We start from the raw sequence: 20441 nt of genomic DNA, 5'->3' as shown, positions 1-20441 counted from the left end.
TTAGATCAAATGTGGCTTTTAACACGCAATAATATAGAAAATTAGAATGCCGGGCAAGAAATCCGATTGTATTTCTTGTCTGACCCAGACCTTTTAAAAATCTTCAAGTAATCCACTTTCTCAAAGGAAAGAACGAGCTCATGCGTAGGGCCTATGGCAACCGGGCTGGCCGCAAGCGGATGTCGGTAGGCATATCCTATTTTAAATCCTTTATGTGTAACGCCAACTATCCCCTGAATAGTGCTTGCAATTGAAGTATTTTTTGCGCCCGGTAACAAGGTGGTTCCCAACCCTAACGTAACCGGCGTGATATTGGCGTAAATAGTTGCGTCTAAGCGGTTAAAGCTTCGCTGGTGCGTATACGAAATAGTGGGTATAAAGCTGATTTCCTCAAACCTATCCCGGTTGAAATAGCTCCTCACGTAGAACTTGTAACCCGTCTGAAATTGCAGAACCGGAGCCGCTGTACTGGCTGCCATCTCCCCTACTTTGGGATTATTCAAATGGTGCCCCGAGACGCCCAACCAGAACTGCGGCGTGAACAGCAGCAGCCCACCGGATAAAGTTAGGTAAGAGGTTCTGTCCAATCCAAAGGTCTCGGCGGTAGGGTTGGTGACCGTACCGTTGGAGTTTAGCTGGTCTTCAAAGATGAGCCCGTTGGCAGACGGCTTCTGCGACCCGTAACCCACCTGCATGCCGGCACTTAAATCCAATTTGTCCTTTAATTTGGTATGGTAAGCGTACAGCAGGCCAGCCTGTATTTTCTGGTACCCGCCTGCCGGTGCCTTGTCTGCCATGAACGTAGCACCTACTGCATTTTTGTTCTGGGAAAAACGGTACTCCCCGCTGGCCCATTGGGTGCTGTAGCCGCCGTTGACCCCCGTCCATTGTGACCTGTGGCCTGCTGTAATGCTGTAGTCAGACAATAATCCCGTGAAAGCCGGGTTAAGAAAGAGACGGTGCGCATACGGCAGGGTGCTGGTGCTTTCCTGTGCTAAGGCTCCATTGGACAATAAGAGCAAAGAGGAAACCAGTACCCCTGACTTTACCAATCCACCTTGCCACCGGTTGCACCCACGGCACACAAATTGCAGGAACCCATGTAAGCGTATATTCATTTGAAAATACCTAAACTTACAAGCTGAAAACACATCATTAATAACATGAGGAAAGTATTTATAGGTCTGGCAGTATTTATTGTGGTATTGCTGGCCGCGGCTGCTCTCATCCCCATCTTCTTCAAAGATAAGATCAAAGAGCGCCTGGATAAAGAGATTGCCAAAAGTATCAACGCCCGCGTCTTATACGAAACAAATAACGTAAGTCTGTCACTGTTTCGCACATTCCCAGACCTGGGCCTGAGCGTGAAAGAACTCACCATTGTGGGCAAAGATTCTTTCCAGCGCGACACCCTCGCCTACCTGCCTGATTTCAACCTGGGCCTGGACCTGATGAGCGTCATCTCCGGCGACCAGATTGAGATCAACTCGGTGCAGATGAACGAGCCGCGGCTTAAGCTGCTGGTGCTCAAAAGCGGGAGAGCCAACTGGGACATCTTCATCCCAGACACCGCCGCCACCCCAGAAGCCCAGGACACCGCAGATTTCAAAATGGGTATTGAGGAATGGAAAATCAACAACGGCCAGATTGTCTACCAGGACCTGAGCATTCCTTTTGGGGTAAATGCCTACAATGTGCAGCACACCGGTAGCGGTGACCTGGCCAAAGACGTCTTCGATATGGAGACCAAGACCCAGGCCGAGCGCTTCACCATGACCTATGGCGGCGTGAACTACATTGAGAACAAGAAACTGGATGCCGATGTGACCATGGCCATGGACCTGGCCAACATGAAGTACACCTTCAAAGACAACAATTTCCGGATCAATGATTTTGCCCTGGGTATGGCCGGCTCCATTGCCATGCCCACCGATGACATCAACCTTGATTTAACTTTTAAGGCCCTGGAGACCGATTTCAAGAACATCTTCTCCCTGGTGCCCGGCGTGTTCACCGACAAGTTCAAGGACGTAAAAACCGATGGTAAGGTAGCATTCAACGGTTACGTGAAAGGAATCTTCAACGAGGCCTCTATGCCGGGCTTCGGGGTGAACCTGAAAGTGAACAGCGGAACCTTCCAGTACCCAGACCTGCCGCAGGCTGCCAGGAACATCAATATTGACATGAGCGTGAAGAACGCAGACGGCAACATAGACCATACCTTGGTAGACGTGCGCAAACTGCACCTGGACCTGGGCAAGAACCCGGTAGATGGCCGCGTAGTCATTGACGGGTTGGAGCCGATGAAGATAGACGGAAACCTGAAAGCCAAGTTAGACTTAGCCGAAGTAACCAAAGTATTTCCGCTGGAGGGTACTACCCTGCGCGGTTTGCTGGATATAGATGCCAATGCCAAAGGCGTGTACTTCGAAAACCACATGCCCGTGGTTACCGCCGCGCTCAACCTCACCAACGGTTACGTGAAGTCCTCTGAGTTCCCGGCGCCGCTGGAGCAGGTGAACGTCACCTCCACAGTAGTGAACCGCACCGGCAACGCCGCCGATACGGACATTCAGGTTTCCCGCTTCAAGATGCTGCTTGACAAAGAACCGCTGGAAGGCCGCGTGTCCATCAAGAACCTGGCCCAACCCCAGTTCGATGCCGACATCAGAGGCGTGCTGGATCTGACCAAACTCACCAAGATCTTCCCTATTGAAGGCACCACCCTCAGCGGACGTCTGAACGGCAACATCCTGGCCAAAGGCAAGATGACCGACGTAGACGCCGGCAGATACGGCAACGTGCAGGCCAGCGGTACGGTACAGATCACGCAACTGAACTACAAGAGCACCGATCTTCCGCAAGGCATGCGCATCAACTCGGCCAAGGCTACTTTCAACAATGAGAAGGTGGCGCTCCAAGGGCTTGATGGTTTCCTGGGCAAGAGCGATGTGCAGATGGACGGCACCGTCTCTAACTACATGGGCTACCTGTTTTCAGAGAACCAGCCTTTGCGCGGCAATTTCTCCCTGCGGTCCAACAGTTTCAATGTGAACGAATGGATGGTAGATGAGCATACCGGCCAAACGGTGCCCGCCTCAACCCAGCAAGCGCAAGGCGTGGTACAGGTACCAGCCAACCTGGATATGGTGTTGACAACCCAGGCCGGAACCGTTATCTATGATAACCTCAAGCTGCAGAATGTGAAGGGTAAAGTGAGTCTTAAAGACCAGATTGCCAGGCTGGAAGATGTTTCTTTCAACACGTTGGGCGGGCAGTTTTCCACTACCGGTTCCTATGACTCCAGAGACCTTATCCACCCTAAATTCTCCTTCGGGCTGGACATCAAGAACCTTGATTTTCAAGAGTCCTTTAACTCATTTAATACCATTCAGCGCCTTGCGCCCATTGCCAAACTGTTGAAGGGCGAGTTTTCTTCTAAGTTTAATTTCAGTGGAGAACTAGGCAGTGACATGATGCCGGTGATGAGTTCTCTTACAGGAAAAGGCATGATTGAAGTGGTAGAAGCCGTGGTTGCCAACGTGCAAGCGCTAGCCAAAATCAGCCAGCTGACCAACCTGAAGGAAGTGCAGAACTTCACCCTCAAGAACCGGGGCTTCGCCGCTGAGATCGTGGGCGGGAACCTGGTGGTGAAACCGTTTGACTTCGCCGTTGGCGATATCAAAATGACTGTGGGAGGCACCAACAACGTGAGCGGGAAAGTAGACTACGTGGTGGCCATGGATGTTCCTTCCGGTAAGGTAGGCAACGCTTTGGCCGGCAAAATCACCAGCCTCACGGGGGTACAGAGCCTCAACGGTCTGGAGCGCGTGACCCTGCAACTGGGCGTGACCGGAAATTATAATGACCCGGCCGTGGCACTGAAAGGCAGCAGCCTCAAAGCCGAGGCCTCCTCGCTGGTGAAGCAGGTGGTCACCAGCAAACTGGAAGGCGTGAAAGAGAAATACAACGTGAACGTGCCCACGAACAAAGACAGCCTCAAAGTGGAATTGGCCCGAAAGCAGCAGGAAATGGAATTGAAGGCCCGCCAGGAACTGGAGCAGAAGCGCCAGGAAGCGGAGCAAAAGCTCAAAGCCGAGGCCAAGTCAAGGCTGAACAAACTTCTGGCTCCCAGAAAGCCAACTACATCAACACCAGCAGATACCACCAAGAAGCAGTAAGAATAACCATATAAATAGAGCCGTTTTTAGCCCTTTATCTTAAAATAGACTAAAAACGGCTCTATTTTTGTTTGGCAACCTTCCGCAGGCCTTGCGTATAAGGTGGCGGCCGCCAAAACTGGTGGTCTTGTTCCTATTCACCTTTCTATTATGAAAAAACGATTGCTATTTGGAATGCTGTGGACGGCAGCCGTAGGGTTTGCCGCTTGTTCAGATGAAAATGACCCGGCCGGTTCTTCCCGCATGGAGGTACGCCTAACCGATGCTCCCGGGAACTATGAAGAAGTAAACGTGGATATCCGCTCCGTGCAGATCCACCGCGAAGCCAACGATGATGAGGCTGGTTGGGAAACCCTGGAGACCATTCATCCTGGCGTATACAACCTCCTGGACTTCGCCAACGGCCGCGATACATTGCTCGCCAGCGCCAACCTGCCTGCCGGACGTATTTCCCAAATCAGATTAGTATTAGGGAACAACAACACGCTCAAATTGAAAGGTGAGAACACTACCCGTCCGCTTACCACGCCTAGTGGCCAGACCTCGGGCCTTAAACTGCAGATCAACGCAGACCTGGTGGCCGATGTAACCTATAGATTACTGTTAGACTTTGATGCGGCTAAGTCAATTGTTCCACGTGGGAACAGCGGTCAATACAACCTGAAGCCGGTTATCCGCACGTATGCGCAAGCCATTGCGGGTGGTATCAGAGGCACCGTGACCCCAGCCGCCGCCAAGCCCGGCATCCTGGTGATATCCGCGGCCAATGACACCATAGGCGGTTTCACTGATGACGCAGGCCGCTACCTGATCAAGGGCATCCCGGCGGGAACCTACAAAGTGCAGTTCAGCACCACCGCGCCTTACCAGAACAAAGAACTCACCAACATCACGGTCACCAATGAGACCATCACCGATGTTCCGGCGGTAGACCTTAACTAGAAAGAAAAGCAGCAAAAATGAAGAGGGGAGCCCATTATAGGCTCCCCTCTTCATTTTTATATCATGATCTGTTTTCAGGCTCATTTTAAGAAATTAACCTGAAAACAGGATTGGATCAGATCTCCAGGTCCTGGCCGTAGCGAATGCGCACGTAGGTTACGTAGTCTGAGTTGATGGGCTCATGCCCAGCCAGGCGCAGTTCACGAGCTACCTGACCGCGGTGGTAGGTAGCGTGGTTGATGGCGTGGGTAAGGATGTCCTGCACTTTGGTGGAGTATGCTTTCCCCTGGGTGTTGGTGTATTCAATGGTGCGGTTCAGTTCGGCATCATCGGCTTGATCATACAGCTCCGCCAGTTTCGCCGAGGTCTGCTCATGCAATTGGTGCAGCTCAGCCAAGCTATGGCGCTGCAGCACGGTTACCGGGCTATTAGTGCCGGTGATACGGGCAATCCAGATGGCCTGGGCGTTCAGGACGTGGCTGAACATGAGTTGCGCGTAATCAGGGAGGTCTCCCTCAATGCGGTCAAAGCTTTTGAGCACGCGCCAGTTCGCCCAGATGTTGTATTCAGTGAGGTTTCTAAGTACGTCGTTAGTAGTCATGGGTCAGGTAATTAGGGGTACAGGAAGGCTTTCTGCCGCTCCGGTTTGGGCAAAAGTAGTAAACGTGACGGTTAGAAAGAATGTTTACGTATACTTTTGCAGCAGGGCCCACACGTAAGGCAAGAATACCAAAAGCCCCGCCAGAGCCGCGGTAATGGAAGCAATAAGCACCGCGCCCGCCGCAATGTCTTTGGCTTTGCCCGCCAGCGGATGCCGTTCCGGCGACACTAGGTTCACCACCACCTCTAGGGCCGTATTGAAGAGCTCGGCCATCCAGACCAGCCCGATGCAGAAGATGACAATAACCCATTCTACGGTAGTCAGCCCAAAGTAAAACCCGGCCGTCACCGCCGCCCCGGCCGATAGCACGTGCCACCGCAGGTTGATTTCAGACCGGAAAGCCGCCGTGATTCCCTTCAAAGCATACCCGAAACTGTTCAGGCGTCTTCTAAAAAAGGTGGGTTGTTGTGGTTCCATCTTGGGTACTTACGCAAGGCAAGCCGGGCAGGTGCAATTTCTATTCTCCATCACCTGAAGTGAATGAACATCTAACTGCGTTTTAAGGCCATTTACACAAAAATGGCCGCAAAAAAGTGTAGGCTTGCCAATTGACTAAGGAATTGATCATACTTTGATGATGATGTTCTTCCGGTACATGGCATAGAGCAACACCATGAAGAAGAGAATCCAGGTGATGGCCCAGGCCAATGAGGCATTGATGGGGCTCAGGTACGGCGTGTAGAAAGACTCGTAGAGGAATGTCTTGCTGTCTACCTCACCGGCCGGCGTGTCTATCTTGATCATGGACAGGATTCTGGGCAGAAGTCCGGAGAGAAAGAAAACAGTGATGGCATTCACGCCATATACCAGAAACGGTGTGGTGAATCTTCTGTAGCCTTTCACATCAATAAGCCAGTAGCACAGCCCTAAGCCCAGCATAGCTAACCCCGAGGTGTACAGCACAAAGGAACTGGTCCAGATGCTTTTATTGATAGGAAAGTGCAGGTCCCAGATGAGCCCCAGGCAGGTACAGATCACTCCCCATACCATAAGCCAAGCTATTTTGTTTCCGGGATCGTCTTTCTTTTTGAGCCACTGCCCTACCAACACGCCAGATAGTGCGGTAGCCACGGCCGGGAACGTACTTAGAATGCCTTCCGGGTCCCAGACCTTGGTTGATTTCCAAAGGTGGCCAGGTAGCAGTTTGTTGTCCAGCCAGGCGGCCAGATTAGTGGTAGGTTGCAGGTTGGCCTCCCCTATGCCGGGCACCGGGGCAAACATCATCAGGGCCCAATACCCTATCAGTAGAAAAGCGGCAATCAGGATCTGAGTACGGCGCTCAGTTTTAAGGAAGATAATGGCCGCGATGATGAAAACCACCCCAATGCGCGCCAATACTCCCGGTATCCGGACCGTTTCGAAGTCAAATTTGGGAAACAAGGCCAGAAACAAACCCAGGGCAAATAGGGTAAGCCCGCGCCTGATAATCCGGAAGATGGTAGCCGTATGCTGCTCAGGACGCTGTTTGGCGCCGGACAAGGCATAGGCAATAGACACACCCACTATAAAAAGGAAAAACGGAAAAACCAGATCGGTGGGGGTGCATCCGTGCCATTCTGCGTGCTTGAGCGGAGCGTAGATCTTGCCCCAATTGCCCGGGTTATTTACCAGAATCATGCTCAGCACCGTGATTCCCCTGAAAACATCCAGAGACCTGAGCCTTGTTTTATCGAGTTTCGTCAAGGCCTCTTGCGAGATCATTTCCGCTGGCGCCGATGTTGAAGTAGAGATTGTATTCATAGAAGATTATATCAGAGGTGGGAAAACAAGATGTTTAGCTAAGGTGCAGTACCACAGAACTTTGTAAAAGACAAGATAGCAGATTTTGCCAGTTTTACACTAGAAACCCAAGGAAATCTGCGGCCTGAGACCAAGATAGGTGGAAAGGCACTGATTTAAGTATTTAGCTGGGTCCTTTCATTTGTGTTAGTAAATTATTTAAGAAAGTCTTCAATAGTCAAAAATAAAAATTAACACGTGTCGGCTTTAAATTAAAAATACTTACAATTGCTAGTGATGCTTTGCTAGGTTTTTTATAATTTTCCAATCAAATTTCATATAGACTCTACCCTATACTTAGGTAAACTGGTGAAATCACCGTTTTAAGGGCCTTTTCTGAAAAATTCACCCTAAACAAAGCAATTTTTGATGAAAAAAATAAATTGCGGCTTAAAGAAGAGTAAGTTTTTAGCAAATCTATAATTTTGCGCCTGCCTTGCCAATCAGTGGTTTATGCCAAGGTTTACCTACTTACCATCTATCTTCATACATTGATTTATTCACTTTCCCAGAATTCCGCAGATCAACAACAACAATCAGTACACCCCTAAATCCTTATTTATGAGAATAATGTTACGGCTAATTCTATTTGCCCTGTGCATCTGCATTGCGCAGGCGGGTTTTGCCCAAAGCAGAACCATTACCGGAAGGGTCACCTCTTCTGAAGACAACTCCGCCATGCCCGGCGTAAGTGTGGTAGTAAAAGGGTCCTCCAACGGTGTCTCCACCGATGCCGAGGGCAGATACTCTATCCAGGCGGCGCCGGGTAGCGTGTTAGTGTTCAGCTTCATTGGTATGGTTCCGCAGGAGCGCACCATTGGCGTAGACAATACCATCAACATCGCGCTGGTTTCAGATTCCAAGGCTTTGGAGGAAGTGGTAGTAACCGGTTTCAACATTGCCCAGGAGCGGAAGAGCATCAACTATGCCGTGCAAGAGGTAAGCGGTGCGGCCCTGGAAGAGTCTCGTCAGCAGAACGTGGTGAACGCCCTGCAAGGGAAAGTGGCCGGGGTAAATATCACTAGTTCCGGCGGGGGTGCCGGCGAAGGCTCAAGCATCGTGATCAGAGGGGGTTCTTCTATTGACGGTGACAACCAGCCTTTGTTTGTGATTGACGGTATTCCGGTAGACAACTCTTCGTTCCAGGAGTCTACCGCGCCTGGGGCCGGTAGCGGTTTCAACGGGATGTTGGGTCGCTCGGTGGGTGCCTCTAACCGTGCTGGTGACATCAACCCAGATGACATCGCTTCTATTACCGTTCTGAAAGGACCTGCCGCGGCAGCGCTTTATGGTCTGCGTGCCGGTAACGGTGCCGTGATCATCACTACCAAAAAAGGCGTGGCTGGTCAGACCTCTATTACTTACAACGGTCTTTTCTCAATGGACCAGGTAAACAGACTGCCTGAAGTGCAGCAGGTGTACCAGCAGGGAACCAACGGGGTGTTTGACGCTACTACCCGCAGATCTTGGGGACCTAAGTTCCAGGAAGGGCAACCTGTCTACAACAACGTGGAAGATTTCTTCCAGACCGGCTTTAAGATGAACCACAACCTGAGCATCTCGGGTGGCTCAGAGAAAACCAGTTTCTATATCTCCGCAAACCACTTAGACCAGGGTGGGGTGGTGCCTGAGACCGAATATGAGAAGAACTCTGTGCGGGTGTCTGGTACAGCTAAATTCAATGATAAGCTTTCTTTTGACGGATCTGCCAACTACTTGCAGACAAGCGGTAAAAGAGCCTTGCAAGGTCCGGGTCTGTTTGGCGGAACCGGTGGTTTCCTGGTAAGTATCTTTAACTGGCCATTAAACGACAACATGTCTGACTGGCAAAACCCAGACGGTTCACGCCGCAGATTGTTAGAGAGCGTAACCGGTGACATTGACAACCCTTACTTCACGGTTAACAAAAACCCACAGACTGACCGCACGGACCGTATCATCGGGAACGTAGGCATCACCTTAGATCCTACAAAATGGTTAAAGATCAACTACCGCGTTGGTACCGATGTGTACACCGAGCGTACCCAGAGTGTGCGTTCTCCAGGTACTTCTTTGCCTAACAACCAATCTGGTGGTCTGGCCATCTCTGTGAATCAGTTCCAGCAGTACACCTCTAACTTTGTGGTAACCGCCAACAAGAACATCACTGAGAAATTTGGGGTGGGCTTGGTATTGGGTAACACCGTAGAGCAAACCGAGACCAAAGGCGTTGACTACTTAGGTCTGATTTTCCAGAACCCCGAGTTTGTGGGTCTGAACAACACCACCAACCGCAGCGTGATCCAGCGGAACTCTCTGCGTCGTCTGATTGGGGCGTTTGGCCGGGTAAGCTTTGACTATGACAACTTCCTGTTCCTGGAATTGCAGGGCCGTAATGACTGGTCTTCTACCCTTCCGGTGAAAAACCGTTCTTTCGCCTATGGTTCTGCTAGCTTAGGCTACGTGTTCACCGAGCACCTGCCGCTTAGCTCAGGCTCTTTCCTGAAGTTTGGTAAATTCAACATCTCCTACGCGCAGGTAGGTAAAGACTCGCCTCCTTACCGCGTTACTTCTCCGTTGACCAACAACACCTTCCTGGGTGGTGGTTTCCGGAACAACTTCTTCGGTGGTAACCCAGAGCTGAAGCCAGAGACCAAGAACTCCTTTGAGACCGGCCTGGACTTCAACTTCTCTAAAAACAACCTGCGTTTCAACGTTACTTATTATAATGACAGAACCGTTGACCAGATCATTGCGCCGCGTCTGAGCCAGGCTTCTGGTTTCATTCTGCAGTACGTGAACGGCGGAACCGTTGAAAACAAAGGGGTTGAGGCGATCTTGTCAGGAACTGCTATCCAGAAAGGTGGCTTTGCCTGGGATGTAGTAGCCAACTTCTCCCGCAACAGAAGCAAAGTGGTGAGCATCCCTTACCCATTAACCGAGATCTACCAGTCAGATGCCTGGATCGTAGGTTTTGCCAGAGGCGGTGTGTTCCAGGGCGGTTCTTTGAGCGGCCTGAGCGCCATGCAGTATGAGCGTGCCCCAGACGGCCAGATGATCATCAGCGCCGCTGGTTACCCAACCTTTGTGGACCAGAAATTCACGTATGCCGGTGACCGCGCCCCTAACTACACCCTGCAAATCACCAACACCTTCAACTACAACAACCTGTCGCTTTCTTTCCTGACAGATATCCGCAAAGGCGGGGTGGTAGTGAACGGTAACGAGGCTACCCTGGTAAACAGTGGTTTGAGCACCCGTACGTTGGACCGTTACAAGAAAGCTGTGTTCCCAGGCGTAGTAGCCGTGACCGGTGCCGATGGAAAAGTAACCTACGTGCCTAACACCAGAGAAGTAGAGTTGACTGAGAGCTACTACCGTAACATCATGTCTGTGGTAGGTGACGATTTCATTGAAGATGCTTCCTGGATCCGTCTGCGTTACGTGACCCTGGCCTACAAATTGCCTAAATCAGCTTTCGGCCGCATTCCTTTCAAAAACGTGGAACTGAACTTGACGGGCCGTAACCTTGTCCTTTTGACCAAATATTCAGGATCTGACCCAGAAACAGCTTCTGCCGGAGCGGGTGTTCGTGGTGGTGGTTCCGGTGGCTTCGATTACGGAAGCGTACCAGGTACCAAAGGTGTTGACTTCGGCGTGAAATTATCCTTCTAGTTTATTGAGACTCAAATCATGAAAAAATTTATCATAGGTTTTTGCGCAGTGGTAGGCTTAGGGCTTACCTCCTGCGACAACTTTTTGGATGTCAATGAAGATCCAAATAACCCGGTTTCCACTACGCCTAATTACCTGCTGCCAAGCATCATTGGCAACGGCTTGCAGGTGCAGCTTCTGTCTGAGCTGAGAGTGGGCCAGATCACGCAGAACATTGCCGGTAGAACCGCTAACATCACTACTGACCAGTACTTCTTCACGCCAAGTAACTCTACCTCTACCTTCAACAACACCTATTACCTAGTGGGTAGCAACATTGGCCCCATGATGGAGTCAGCGGCGGCTGAGGGTTCTCCTTATTATGTAGGAGCCGGCAAAGCCATGAAAGCGATCATCATGGCCCACCTGACAGATATGCTGGGCGATGTTCCTTACACCGAGGCGTGGCAAGGATACACTAACATTGCGCCTAAGTATGATCCGCAGGAGCAGATCTATTCTACCATCCTTACCTTGTTAGATGAGGCCGAGGTGGAGTTCTCTAAACCAGCCACCGAGAACAAGCGCCCGTTCTATACCGCTAACCCGGTAAGCGGAGACATCCTGTACCAGGGTGATGTAAGCAAATGGATTAAACTGGTGAACTCTATCAAGGCTCGTCAGCTGAACCACTTGACCAAGAAAGCCAATTACAACCCAGATGCCGTTCTGGCCGCCATTGACAAAGGAATCAAATCTAACGCAGATGACGCTATGTTGGGCTACAGACAACCTACCAGTGTGGAGTCTGCCACTACCAGCATCTTCGGGCCTACCAGAGCCAACTTTGCGAGCTACACCTTCGGTAAAATGTTCGTGAACCTGCTGAACGGAGCCACTTTGCTGGGTGATGCCACGGCGGCTGATGATCCTCGTTTCCCTATCATCTCCCCAACCCTGAGCAACGGAGCCGTACCGGGCGCTGGTTCTTCGCCCGCCCTTGCTGCCACTGATATCTATGGCGGTTACTACTCTACTGACAACAGTCCTTTCCCGATGGTGACCAATGCTGAGATGCGTTTCATTGAGGCAGAAGCTGCTTTCCGGAAGGGTGACAAAGCCCGTGCCTTTACCGCTTACAAAGCCGGTATCACTGCGCACATGACCAAGCTGGGAGTAGCTGCGGCTGCCCAGGCTACGTACATGGCCAGCGCGGCCGTAGCCCAGAGCGAGACTACCCTGACCCTGAAGAACATCATGGAGCAGAAGTACATTGCCATGTTCCTGAATCCAGAGTCATGGTCAGACATGCGCAGATTTGATTTCGATCCTACCATCTACCCTGGTTTCCAGATGCCAACCGGCGTGAATGCCCTGCTGAACGGTAAAGTAGTTCGTCGCCTCCCTCCTGCCCAAACTGAGACGCAGTTTAACCCAACTGAAGTAGCCAGAATGGGCTGGGGTGCCCAGGATTACGTGACCATCCCGGTTTGGTGGGATCAGCAATAGTAGGTTGTAGTAAAGGAATTAATCTAAAGAAGATATGAAAAGCATTTTTAATAAATACCTGGCCCTGCCTGCTATAGCTTTCACATGTTTGTCTTTGACATCGTGTGAAGAAGATTACGAGCCACCCTACAAAATCACTGAAGACTCTTTCCAGATTTTCCAAGCTACCGGTACACTGCCGATTGCAGCCAAGTACGCGGCCGGTGAGACCGTGAAAGTGGAGTTGGTGTACAATAAATCTGATGTAAAGGAAATCGTGCTCCTGCAGAAGTTTGATAACCAGGACTCCTCCGTGGTGAGAACACTTCCGGCCCAGGGCGCTTTCTCAAAGATCAAGAGAGCCGATACCCTGGTGGTGGAGTACGTGGTACCTGCAGGCTTAGCTAACAAAGCCACCGTACGGTTAGATGCCAAAGCCATTGGGTTCAACAATGCCTCTAAAACCAGAAGCGCATCTTTCAGAATAGCCGAGGCTACGCCTACCATCAAGATCAAAAGCGTAGCGCACCGTTCTGCCGTGACGGCCGGAGCCAACACCGCCAATGATGTGATCCGTTACGAATTGGTGCTGAACGAGGGTGGCGTAACTTCCGCTACTGCTACTACTTCTGCTTCTGCCATCCTGTTCAAGGACCTGGACAGCTTGAACGTGTACGCTACCGTGGGCACCAACCCAGAGACCAGAATTGACAGAATCGGGTTGACCAAATCTGGCGCCGCGCTTACCAGAAACGTGGATGTGAAGGTTCCGGCCAACGCCGTTGGTCAGGACGTGGTTTTCCGTTTCGAGGCGAAAGCGGTTTCTCCTAAGAACGCTGCTTCTGTTTCTTCGGCACCGGTGAGCATTGTGGCTGCCACTCCTTTCACGGGAACTGCTACCGCTACCATAGGGATCAACGGTGATGCCGCGGCCACTTCCTTCAACTTTGTGGGAAGAGCCAATGTAGGAACCGAGACTGCCACCACAAACAAGGATATCACGGTGACCAGCGTAGGGGGCAACAAGTTTGCGGTAAAAGCCGAGAACAAGACTGCTTTTGTGAAAACCACGGCTACCGTGTACAACAGCGCTACCGTGAACAGCGTGCGCCAGGCGTATTACACTGCTTCTGCGGCCACTCCAAGCCAGGTAGTGACTTCCATTGCTGACCTGGTAGTGGGTGATGTGTACATCGCTAAATTGGTGGATACGAACAACTACGTGATCTTCAAGGTGACCGGCATCAACAGAGCCGGCGCCGATAACCAGACCACCGCAACGTTAGAGTACAAGTACCTGTAACCATAAAGAATAAAAAGAAGGGCCGCACATAAGAGCGGCCCTTCTTTTTTGACCTTACTTAGATAAAAGAGAAAAGCCCTTCCGCAGCAGCAGAAGGGCCTTTCTCTTTAAGGGCTGTTTTTGCCAGAAGAGGCTAAAAACCCGGAATTACTTTTTCAAGCTTCCGATCATGTCCTCCGGACGTACCCACTCGGTGAACTGCTCATCGGTGAGCAAGCCAAGGTCAAGGGCGGCCTGGCGCAGGGTGGTGCCTTCTTTGTGGGCTTTCTTCGCTATTTTAGCCGCGTTGTCATAGCCTACGTGCGGGTTCAGGGCAGTCACCAACATGAGTGAGTTCTCCAGTTGGCGTTTGATCACCTCGTAGTTCGGCTCAATACCTACGGCGCAATGCTTGTCAAAAGAGTCGCAGGCATCAGCTAATAAGCGGGCGCTCATGAGCAGGTTGTAGATCATTACTGGCTTGAACACATTCAACTCGAAATGACCGTTCATCCCTCCTACCGAGATGGCCACGTCGTTCCCGATTACCTGGGCGCACACCATGGTCATGGCCTCGGCTTGGGTTGGGTTCACTTTGCCTGGCATAATAGAAGAACCCGGCTCGTTCTCTGGGATGATGATTTCCCCGATACCGGAACGCGGACCAGAGGCCAGCAAACGGATATCATTGGCAATCTTCATCAGACTCACTGCCAATTGCTTCAAGGCACCGGAAGTCTCCACGATGGCGTCATGGGCAGCCAAAGACTCAAACTTGTTCTCGGCAGTTTTTAAAGGCAAGCCTGAGAACTCAGCGATTTTCTGAGCCACCAGCTCGGCGTAGCCTTGCGGCGTGTTCAAGCCTGTTCCTACGGCAGAACCACCCAAAGCAAGTTCGCTCAGGTGATCTAAGGTATTTCTGAGGGCGCGCATGCCGTGGTCCAGCTGAGACACGTAGCCAGATAGCTCCTGGCCCAGGGTTAAAGGCGTGGCATCCATTAAGTGCGTCCGGCCAATTTTCACCACGTTCATGTACTCCTGTGACTTGGCGTACAGAGTATCGCGCAGTTTCTGCACCATCGGCAGGGTATGCTCAGCCACTACCTTGTAGCCCGCAATGTGCATGGCCGTCGGGAAGGTGTCATTGGAAGACTGCGATTTGTTTACGTCGTCGTTCGGGTGGATTTTCTTTTTCTCGTCCATCAGATCGCCGCCCAGCAACACGTGCGCGCGGTTGGCTACCACTTCGTTCACGTTCATGTTGCTCTGGGTACCAGAACCGGTCTGCCATACTACCAATGGGAACTGATCGGCTAGGTCGCCAGCCAGGATCTCATCGCACACGCGGCCGATGATCTCGGCTTTGTCCTGGGGAAGTACGCCTAATTCGGCGTTGGTGTACGCGGCTGCTTTCTTTAAGATAGCGAAAGCGTCAATCACCTCAGTAGGCATCAACTGGCCCCCGATGGTGAAGTTTTCTTTGGATCGTTGGGTCTGGGCACCCCAGTATTTATCGGCGGGCACCTCTACCGGGCCCATGGTGTCTTTCTCTATGCGTACGCTCATGTCTGTTAGAAAATGGTTAATACTTTAGATAGCTCAAAACTACGCAATTATTCATAAAAACGGGCGACGATCACGCCTCCCGTTTCTGGTCTGTTTTCTAGAAAAGAGCCTTGAAACAGCAGCTTTCTTAAGGGTTATTGCTTCATCTTTTTAAGTTCCTCAAACCTAATGTCCATCAGCGGGTACTTAGCCCAGTCATTGAAGTCAAAATGCCACCATTCATTTTGGAAAACGGTGAAACCGTGGCGCTGCATGGTGTTGATAAGCAAGGCCCGGTTCTTCTTCACCTGCGCAGAGACATGTGGATAATCCGGGTGGGACTGTTTTACTGTGGCATCATACGGCGTGGGCATCTGTAGTTCCTTCCCGTCTTTAAGGGTGATAAGGGTAAGGTCCATGGCACAGCCGCGGTTATGGCGGGAGCCGTCTTTAGGATTAGCCACATAGTCTTTCTTCTTTACTTTTTTGAAGAAAAGCTCCGTGACGTGGTAAGGGCGGTAGCCATCATAAATCTTCAAGCCCAATCCAAGCGGTTTCAGTTCCGCCTGTATCGTTTTCAGGGCATCGGCCACGGGTTTGCGGGCGTAGGCAGTGGCAATGGTATAGACCGGCTCCTTCACCAGATTATCTGCCGTGGCATACTTGATGTCCAGCACCAGCCCCGGTATGTAGGACTGCAGTTCCACCAGTTCCTGGTCTGGGTTCTGTGCTACTAGTTTCTGGTACAAATCGGTGGAAGTCACCACGGGCAGGCCATACTTGTTTTTAGGAATGGAAAGGGTAGCTGGTGCCTGCGCCCAAGTGGAAATGGCGACAAACCAGAAGAGTAAAATGAGGTGCAGTTTTTTCATTTGCGTCTATAAACCACGTACGCCAGAATACCAGATACCAGGAAAGTGAGCAGCCTTAACCATTCAATACGGCCGGTGGTGAAATAGGTAAGACAAAGGGCGGTCCAGGCGAGCAGTGTACCAAGGATAAAGAGAAATAAGATAAGCCTTCTGTTTTTCATGTAGGTGTAGGATGAAGACGGGCACCAGCAGCGGCCAGTCATGACTTTTCTTTTACTATGCCTCAACAACTATTCCCCTGAAAAAACTCATTTATAGCCTCTTTTTATAGAACGAGGATTAAAACGGCAGATGGGTTCAGAGGTAAGAAGCATTAAATATAGATAAATAATAATATTACCGGAGCACGTTTAAGCCGGAGGATTCCTCTTTCTCCCTAACTTCTCTCCGTTGGGTTCATTCAAATGCTTTAACGGTGTTTTCTGGAAAACAGGCCTAAAACAGAAAGGAAACCTGAAATGAAAAGGAAGGTGTTGGCTGTAATAAATACCTATCTTTCCCTACTAATACACCGGCCGCTGTAGGTCTTATCTAAACAAGAGAACAAACCCTTTTCCCTTACCATGAACAGAAGATTAAAAGTAGCTTGCCTTTCTGTGTTGATGGGCAGTATGGCCTTGAGCCCTGCCCAAAGCGTATGGGCGCAGGCCTCCAAGAAACCTGCCGCCAAAACCGCGGCCAAATCTTCCACCGCTACCCCGCAATTCGATCTGAAGTCTGAGAAGTACAAGTTGGCCAACGGACTGGAAGTGGTGTTGCACCAGGACAAATCAGACCCCAAGGTAGCGGTGGCCATCATGTACCACGTAGGCTCTAACCGTGAGAAGCCAGGCCGCACGGGATTCGCACACTTCTTTGAGCACATGCTGTTCCAGAACTCAGAGAACGTGGGCAAGGGCAACTTCATCAAGAACGTGAACCAGATCGGGGGTACGTTCAACGGCGGTACCTTCACCGATGGCACTGTGTATTACGAGGTGGTTCCCAAAGACGCGCTGGAGAGAATCCTTTGGATGGAGTCTGACCGCATGGGCTTTTTCATCAATACTGTGAGTGAGTGGGGCCTGGAGAATGAGAAGCAGGTGGTGAAAAACGAGAAGCGCCAGCGTGTGGATAACCAGCCTTACGGACACACCAACTATGTGATCCTGAAGAACCTGTATCCGGCAAGCCACCCGTATAATTGGGAGGTGATCGGGTCACTGGAAGACCTGCAGAATGCTACGTTAGGCGATGTAAAGGAATTTTATGAACAATGGTACGGTGTGAACAACGCCACGCTGGTACTCACCGGAGACTTTGAATCCGCCGATGCCAAGAAACTGGTAGAGAAGTATTTCGGGGAATTGAAGCCACACGCCCCAGTGAAACCTTTAGCTCCTATGCCGGTGAAACTGGCGGCTACCAAGTCACTTTTCCATGTGGATAACTTCGCCAACCTGCCGGAGCTTACCATGGTGTACCCCACGGTAGAGCAGTACCACAAAGACTCTTACGCCTTGAACATGTTAGGCAGCCTGTTATCTGATGGCAAGAACTCGCCGTTTGAGCGCATCATTGTAGAGGAGAAGAAACTGGCGCCTGGTGCCTCTGCGGGCCAGTCATCAGCCGAGATTGCCGGTACCTTCAGAGTGCGGGTGCGCGCTTTCGATAAGAAGGATCTGGACGAGGTGCAGGCTGCCGTGTTCGCCGCCTTTGACAAGTTTGAGAAAGAAGGCGTGAACGAGAAAGAACTGGAGCGCCTGAAAATCCGCCAGGAAACTGCTTTATACAACGGTATCTCCAGCTTGCTGAACAAGGCCTTTCAATTAGCCCAGTACAATGAGTTTGCCGGTGACCCAAGCTTCGCGAAGAAAGACATCGCCATGACGCAGGCCGTGACCGCACAGGACATCATGAACGTGTACCGCAAGTACATCAAAGGCAAACCCTATGTAGCGACCAGCTTCGTACCGAAAGGCCAGGAAGAGCTGGCGCTGAAAGGTGCCGTGAAAGCCGAGGTAGTGGAGGAGAAAGTAGTGGCCGGCGCCGAAGGAGCCAATACCGGCAAGGAACCGACTACCTTCGTGAAAACGCCGTCTAAAATTGACCGCAGCAAAATGCCGGAGTTGAGCAAGAACTTCAGCTTCAAAGCCCCTGTTATCTGGACCTCGCAGCTCAAAAACGGCATGAAAGTTTACGGCATTGAGCAGAACGAACTGCCGTTGGTGCAGTTTAGCATCCAGATCAAAGGCGGCATGCAGCTGGATGATGCCAAGAAGATAGGCACCGCCTCACTGGTGGACGCCATGCTCATGGAAGGTACCAAAAACAAGACCCCGCAGCAGCTGGAGGAAGCCATTGGGCAATTAGGAGCCTTCGTCAACGTGAATTCATCCTCTGAGGACATCACCATCTCGGGCAACACGCTTTCCCGCAACTTCCCGCAGGTAATGAAACTGGTGGAGGAGATTCTGCTGGAGCCGCGCTGGGACGAAGCCGAGTTTGCCAAAGCCAAGCAGGCGAAACTGAACCAAATAAAGCAGAACCAGGCCAACCCGGGTAGCATCGCCTCGCTGGCCTTCAACAAAGTGTTGTACGGCGAGAACAGCCGCTTTGCCTACCCTACCATCGGGACCATGGAAACGGTGCAGGGCATCACGCTGCAGGACCTGAAGGATTACTACCAGAAAAACTTCTCGCCGAGCATCGCCAGTTTCCAGGTGGCCGGTAACGTGAAACAGGCCGAGGTAGCCAAAGCATTGGCGGGTCTGGAGCAGAAATGGGCCGCTAAAAACGTTAGCTTGCCTACGCCAATCACTGCTACTAATAAACCAGCCGCCCGTCTGTACTTCATAGACCAGCCAGACGCGAAGCAATCAGTGATTTACGCGGGTTACCTGGCCGTGCCAGTGGGCTCCCCAGACTATGCCGCCTTGCAGGCTATCAACCACAAACTGGGCGCCGGCTCGGCCTCTACCCTGTTCAACGTGCTGCGTCTGCAGAAAGGCTACACCTACGGGGCCGGATCGGGCTTCTCGCGCCGACCAACCGCGCCAGGTATATTTGCCGCTTCTTCCAGCGTACGTACCAACGTGACTAGGGAATCCCTGCAGACCCTGGATGAAATCCTGAAAACTTACGGTACTACCTACACCGAGCAGGACCTGGCTACCACTAAAGGCGCTTTGGTCAAAGAGACTGCGTTGAGCTACGAAACCCTGGGCAGCCTGGTAGGCTTGCTGGAAAACATCAGCACCTACAACCTGCCCCTGGATTACCTCAAACAGAACGAATCCGCTATCCAGAACCTGAGCTACACGCAGGCCAAGAGCCTTATCAACAACTACATTGACCCCAACAAAATGGTCTACGTAGTAGTAGGCGACGCCAAAACCCAATTAGCTGGTCTCAAAGACCTGGGCTTGGGAGAGCCGGTAGTATTGCAAAACAAATAAGCCGGAAGAACCTTCTTGCTTATACCAAAAGCCCGTTGCCCACGCAGCGGGCTTTTCTTTTTGGCTTTGTTTCAGGGCTATTTTGGAGGAAATGCCTAAGAAGCGTGAACCCACCCCAACTCCTCTGAGGAGGGGAATCTAGCAATGCGTGAGAAGGTTGTTGAGCCGTAGTTCTGGTTGTTGGTGATAACACCAACAACGGCGAGTGAGGTTGCGAGAGAACGGAAAGAAATGTAGGGGCACCTCTTGTGGGTGCCCCTTTCAGGTAGCGTCTGTCCTTTGCGAAGGAAACCCGCTGGAGACAAGGCATGCCTTGTCTCTACATGATCAGGTACTCCGAGAAGACACCATAACCATCTGTATCCTGCGGCGGGCCGGGGCGAAGGCCTACAGTGAGGCCAAGGCCCGGCCCGCCGCACAGAAGAACAGTTCAGGTGGCAATGGCCTGCGTTGGCAATGCAAAAGATAGCTTTAGCCGGGTGGTACTTTAAGTGAAGCCTCACTGTCCGAGCGTCAGCGAGTTGGAGGCTTCTTGATTCTTTTGGTTACTTTTCTCATCAAGGAGAAAAGTGACAAACGCCCGCAGAGCGCATCTGCAGCCTTGAGGCTTGGTAGAAAGGT

At 51.4% G+C, this 20441-nt stretch carries 13 protein-coding genes; 6 read left to right on the top strand and 7 right to left on the bottom strand.

From position 1 onward, the window contains the following. Positions 1–41: 41 nt before the first annotated feature. Positions 42–1118, bottom strand: a complete 1077-nt coding sequence (locus J3P34_RS16815; protein WP_210489800.1) for a PorP/SprF family type IX secretion system membrane protein — start codon at positions 1116–1118, stop codon at positions 42–44. A 45-nt stretch (positions 1119–1163) separates the two neighbouring features. Here J3P34_RS16815 and J3P34_RS16810 point away from each other — a divergent pair, with 45 nt between their 5' ends. Together J3P34_RS16810 and J3P34_RS16805 are read left to right on the top strand one after the other, a co-directional pair. Continuing rightward, a complete protein-coding gene (locus tag J3P34_RS16810; RefSeq protein ID WP_210489799.1) occupies positions 1164–4181 on the top strand; it encodes an AsmA family protein in 3018 nt (1005 codons plus the stop codon). 150 nt (positions 4182–4331) lie between these two features. Then, complete coding sequence (locus tag J3P34_RS16805) at positions 4332–5123, top strand: DUF4382 domain-containing protein (RefSeq protein WP_210489798.1); 792 nt, start codon at positions 4332–4334, stop codon at positions 5121–5123. Between the two features lie 115 nt (positions 5124–5238). On the opposite strand, the gene J3P34_RS16800 is transcribed toward J3P34_RS16805, so the two are convergent. From J3P34_RS16800 to J3P34_RS16790, 3 genes are all read right to left on the bottom strand, one after another. Next, the gene (locus J3P34_RS16800) at positions 5239–5724 is read right to left on the bottom strand and encodes a DinB family protein (RefSeq protein WP_210489797.1); all 486 of its coding nucleotides are present in this window, start codon (positions 5722–5724) and stop codon (positions 5239–5241) included. An 84-nt stretch (positions 5725–5808) separates the two neighbouring features. Further along, positions 5809–6201: a diacylglycerol kinase gene (locus tag J3P34_RS16795; RefSeq protein ID WP_210462560.1), complete on the bottom strand. Its 393-nt coding sequence runs from the start codon at positions 6199–6201 to the stop codon at positions 5809–5811. Between the two features lie 147 nt (positions 6202–6348). Further along, positions 6349–7524, bottom strand: coding sequence for an acyltransferase family protein (locus J3P34_RS16790; protein WP_246853760.1), 1176 nt, complete (start codon positions 7522–7524; stop codon positions 6349–6351). A gap of 600 nt (positions 7525–8124) precedes the next feature. On the opposite strand from J3P34_RS16790, the gene J3P34_RS16785 reads away from it, so the two are divergent. The 3 genes from J3P34_RS16785 to J3P34_RS16775 are packed head-to-tail and all read left to right on the top strand — an operon-like array spanning position 8125 to position 13987. Then, the gene (locus J3P34_RS16785; RefSeq protein ID WP_210489796.1) at positions 8125–11217 is read left to right on the top strand and encodes a SusC/RagA family TonB-linked outer membrane protein; all 3093 of its coding nucleotides are present in this window, start codon (positions 8125–8127) and stop codon (positions 11215–11217) included. 18 nt (positions 11218–11235) lie between these two features. Next, positions 11236–12705: a SusD/RagB family nutrient-binding outer membrane lipoprotein gene (locus tag J3P34_RS16780; RefSeq protein ID WP_210489794.1), complete on the top strand. Its 1470-nt coding sequence runs from the start codon at positions 11236–11238 to the stop codon at positions 12703–12705. Positions 12706–12739: 34 nt separating this feature from the next. Continuing rightward, the gene (locus J3P34_RS16775) at positions 12740–13987 is read left to right on the top strand and encodes a hypothetical protein (protein ID WP_210489793.1); all 1248 of its coding nucleotides are present in this window, start codon (positions 12740–12742) and stop codon (positions 13985–13987) included. A gap of 147 nt (positions 13988–14134) precedes the next feature. On the opposite strand, the gene fumC is transcribed toward J3P34_RS16775, so the two are convergent. The 3 genes from fumC to J3P34_RS16760 all read right to left on the bottom strand — a co-directional run bounded on the left by fumC (position 14135) and on the right by J3P34_RS16760 (position 16544). Next, positions 14135–15532, bottom strand: coding sequence for a class II fumarate hydratase (fumC, locus tag J3P34_RS16770; protein WP_210489792.1), 1398 nt, complete (start codon positions 15530–15532; stop codon positions 14135–14137). Between the two features lie 134 nt (positions 15533–15666). Continuing rightward, positions 15667–16383 carry a M15 family metallopeptidase gene (locus J3P34_RS16765; protein WP_210489791.1) on the bottom strand — a complete coding sequence of 239 codons (717 nt, stop codon included), beginning with the start codon at positions 16381–16383 and terminating at the stop codon, positions 15667–15669. After that, the gene (locus J3P34_RS16760) at positions 16380–16544 is read right to left on the bottom strand and encodes a hypothetical protein (RefSeq protein ID WP_190300310.1); all 165 of its coding nucleotides are present in this window, start codon (positions 16542–16544) and stop codon (positions 16380–16382) included. Before J3P34_RS16760 ends, J3P34_RS16765 begins: the two co-directional genes overlap by 4 nt. 402 nt (positions 16545–16946) lie before the next feature. Here J3P34_RS16760 and J3P34_RS16755 point away from each other — a divergent pair, with 402 nt between their 5' ends. Further along, positions 16947–19820, top strand: a complete 2874-nt coding sequence (locus J3P34_RS16755; RefSeq protein ID WP_246853759.1) for a M16 family metallopeptidase — start codon at positions 16947–16949, stop codon at positions 19818–19820. Positions 19821–20441: the final 621 nt, after the last annotated feature.

This window comes from Rufibacter aurantiacus (genome assembly GCF_017916345.1).
Lineage (GTDB): Bacteria > Bacteroidota > Bacteroidia > Cytophagales > Hymenobacteraceae > Nibribacter > Nibribacter roseolus.
This window is presented reverse-complemented; position numbering and strand designations above follow the sequence as displayed.

Bases quoted from the DNA above. Each gene is read 5' to 3' on its own strand.
- J3P34_RS16760 (WP_190300310.1), bottom strand. From the start codon at position 16,544: ATGAAAAACAGAAGGCTTATCTTATTTCTCTTTATCCTTGGTACACTG.
- J3P34_RS16785 (WP_210489796.1), top strand. From the start codon at position 8,125: ATGAGAATAATGTTACGGCTAATTCTATTTGCCCTGTGCATCTGCATT.
- J3P34_RS16795 (WP_210462560.1), bottom strand. From the start codon at position 6,201: ATGGAACCACAACAACCCACCTTTTTTAGAAGACGCCTGAACAGTTTC.
- J3P34_RS16765 (WP_210489791.1), bottom strand. From the start codon at position 16,383: ATGAAAAAACTGCACCTCATTTTACTCTTCTGGTTTGTCGCCATTTCC.
- J3P34_RS16775 (WP_210489793.1), top strand. From the start codon at position 12,740: ATGAAAAGCATTTTTAATAAATACCTGGCCCTGCCTGCTATAGCTTTC.
- J3P34_RS16815 (WP_210489800.1), bottom strand. From the start codon at position 1,118: ATGAATATACGCTTACATGGGTTCCTGCAATTTGTGTGCCGTGGGTGC.
- J3P34_RS16810 (WP_210489799.1), top strand. From the start codon at position 1,164: ATGAGGAAAGTATTTATAGGTCTGGCAGTATTTATTGTGGTATTGCTG.
- fumC (WP_210489792.1), bottom strand. From the start codon at position 15,532: ATGAGCGTACGCATAGAGAAAGACACCATGGGCCCGGTAGAGGTGCCC.
- J3P34_RS16800 (WP_210489797.1), bottom strand. From the start codon at position 5,724: ATGACTACTAACGACGTACTTAGAAACCTCACTGAATACAACATCTGG.
- J3P34_RS16755 (WP_246853759.1), top strand. From the start codon at position 16,947: ATGAACAGAAGATTAAAAGTAGCTTGCCTTTCTGTGTTGATGGGCAGT.
- J3P34_RS16790 (WP_246853760.1), bottom strand. From the start codon at position 7,524: ATGAATACAATCTCTACTTCAACATCGGCGCCAGCGGAAATGATCTCG.
- J3P34_RS16805 (WP_210489798.1), top strand. From the start codon at position 4,332: ATGAAAAAACGATTGCTATTTGGAATGCTGTGGACGGCAGCCGTAGGG.
- J3P34_RS16780 (WP_210489794.1), top strand. From the start codon at position 11,236: ATGAAAAAATTTATCATAGGTTTTTGCGCAGTGGTAGGCTTAGGGCTT.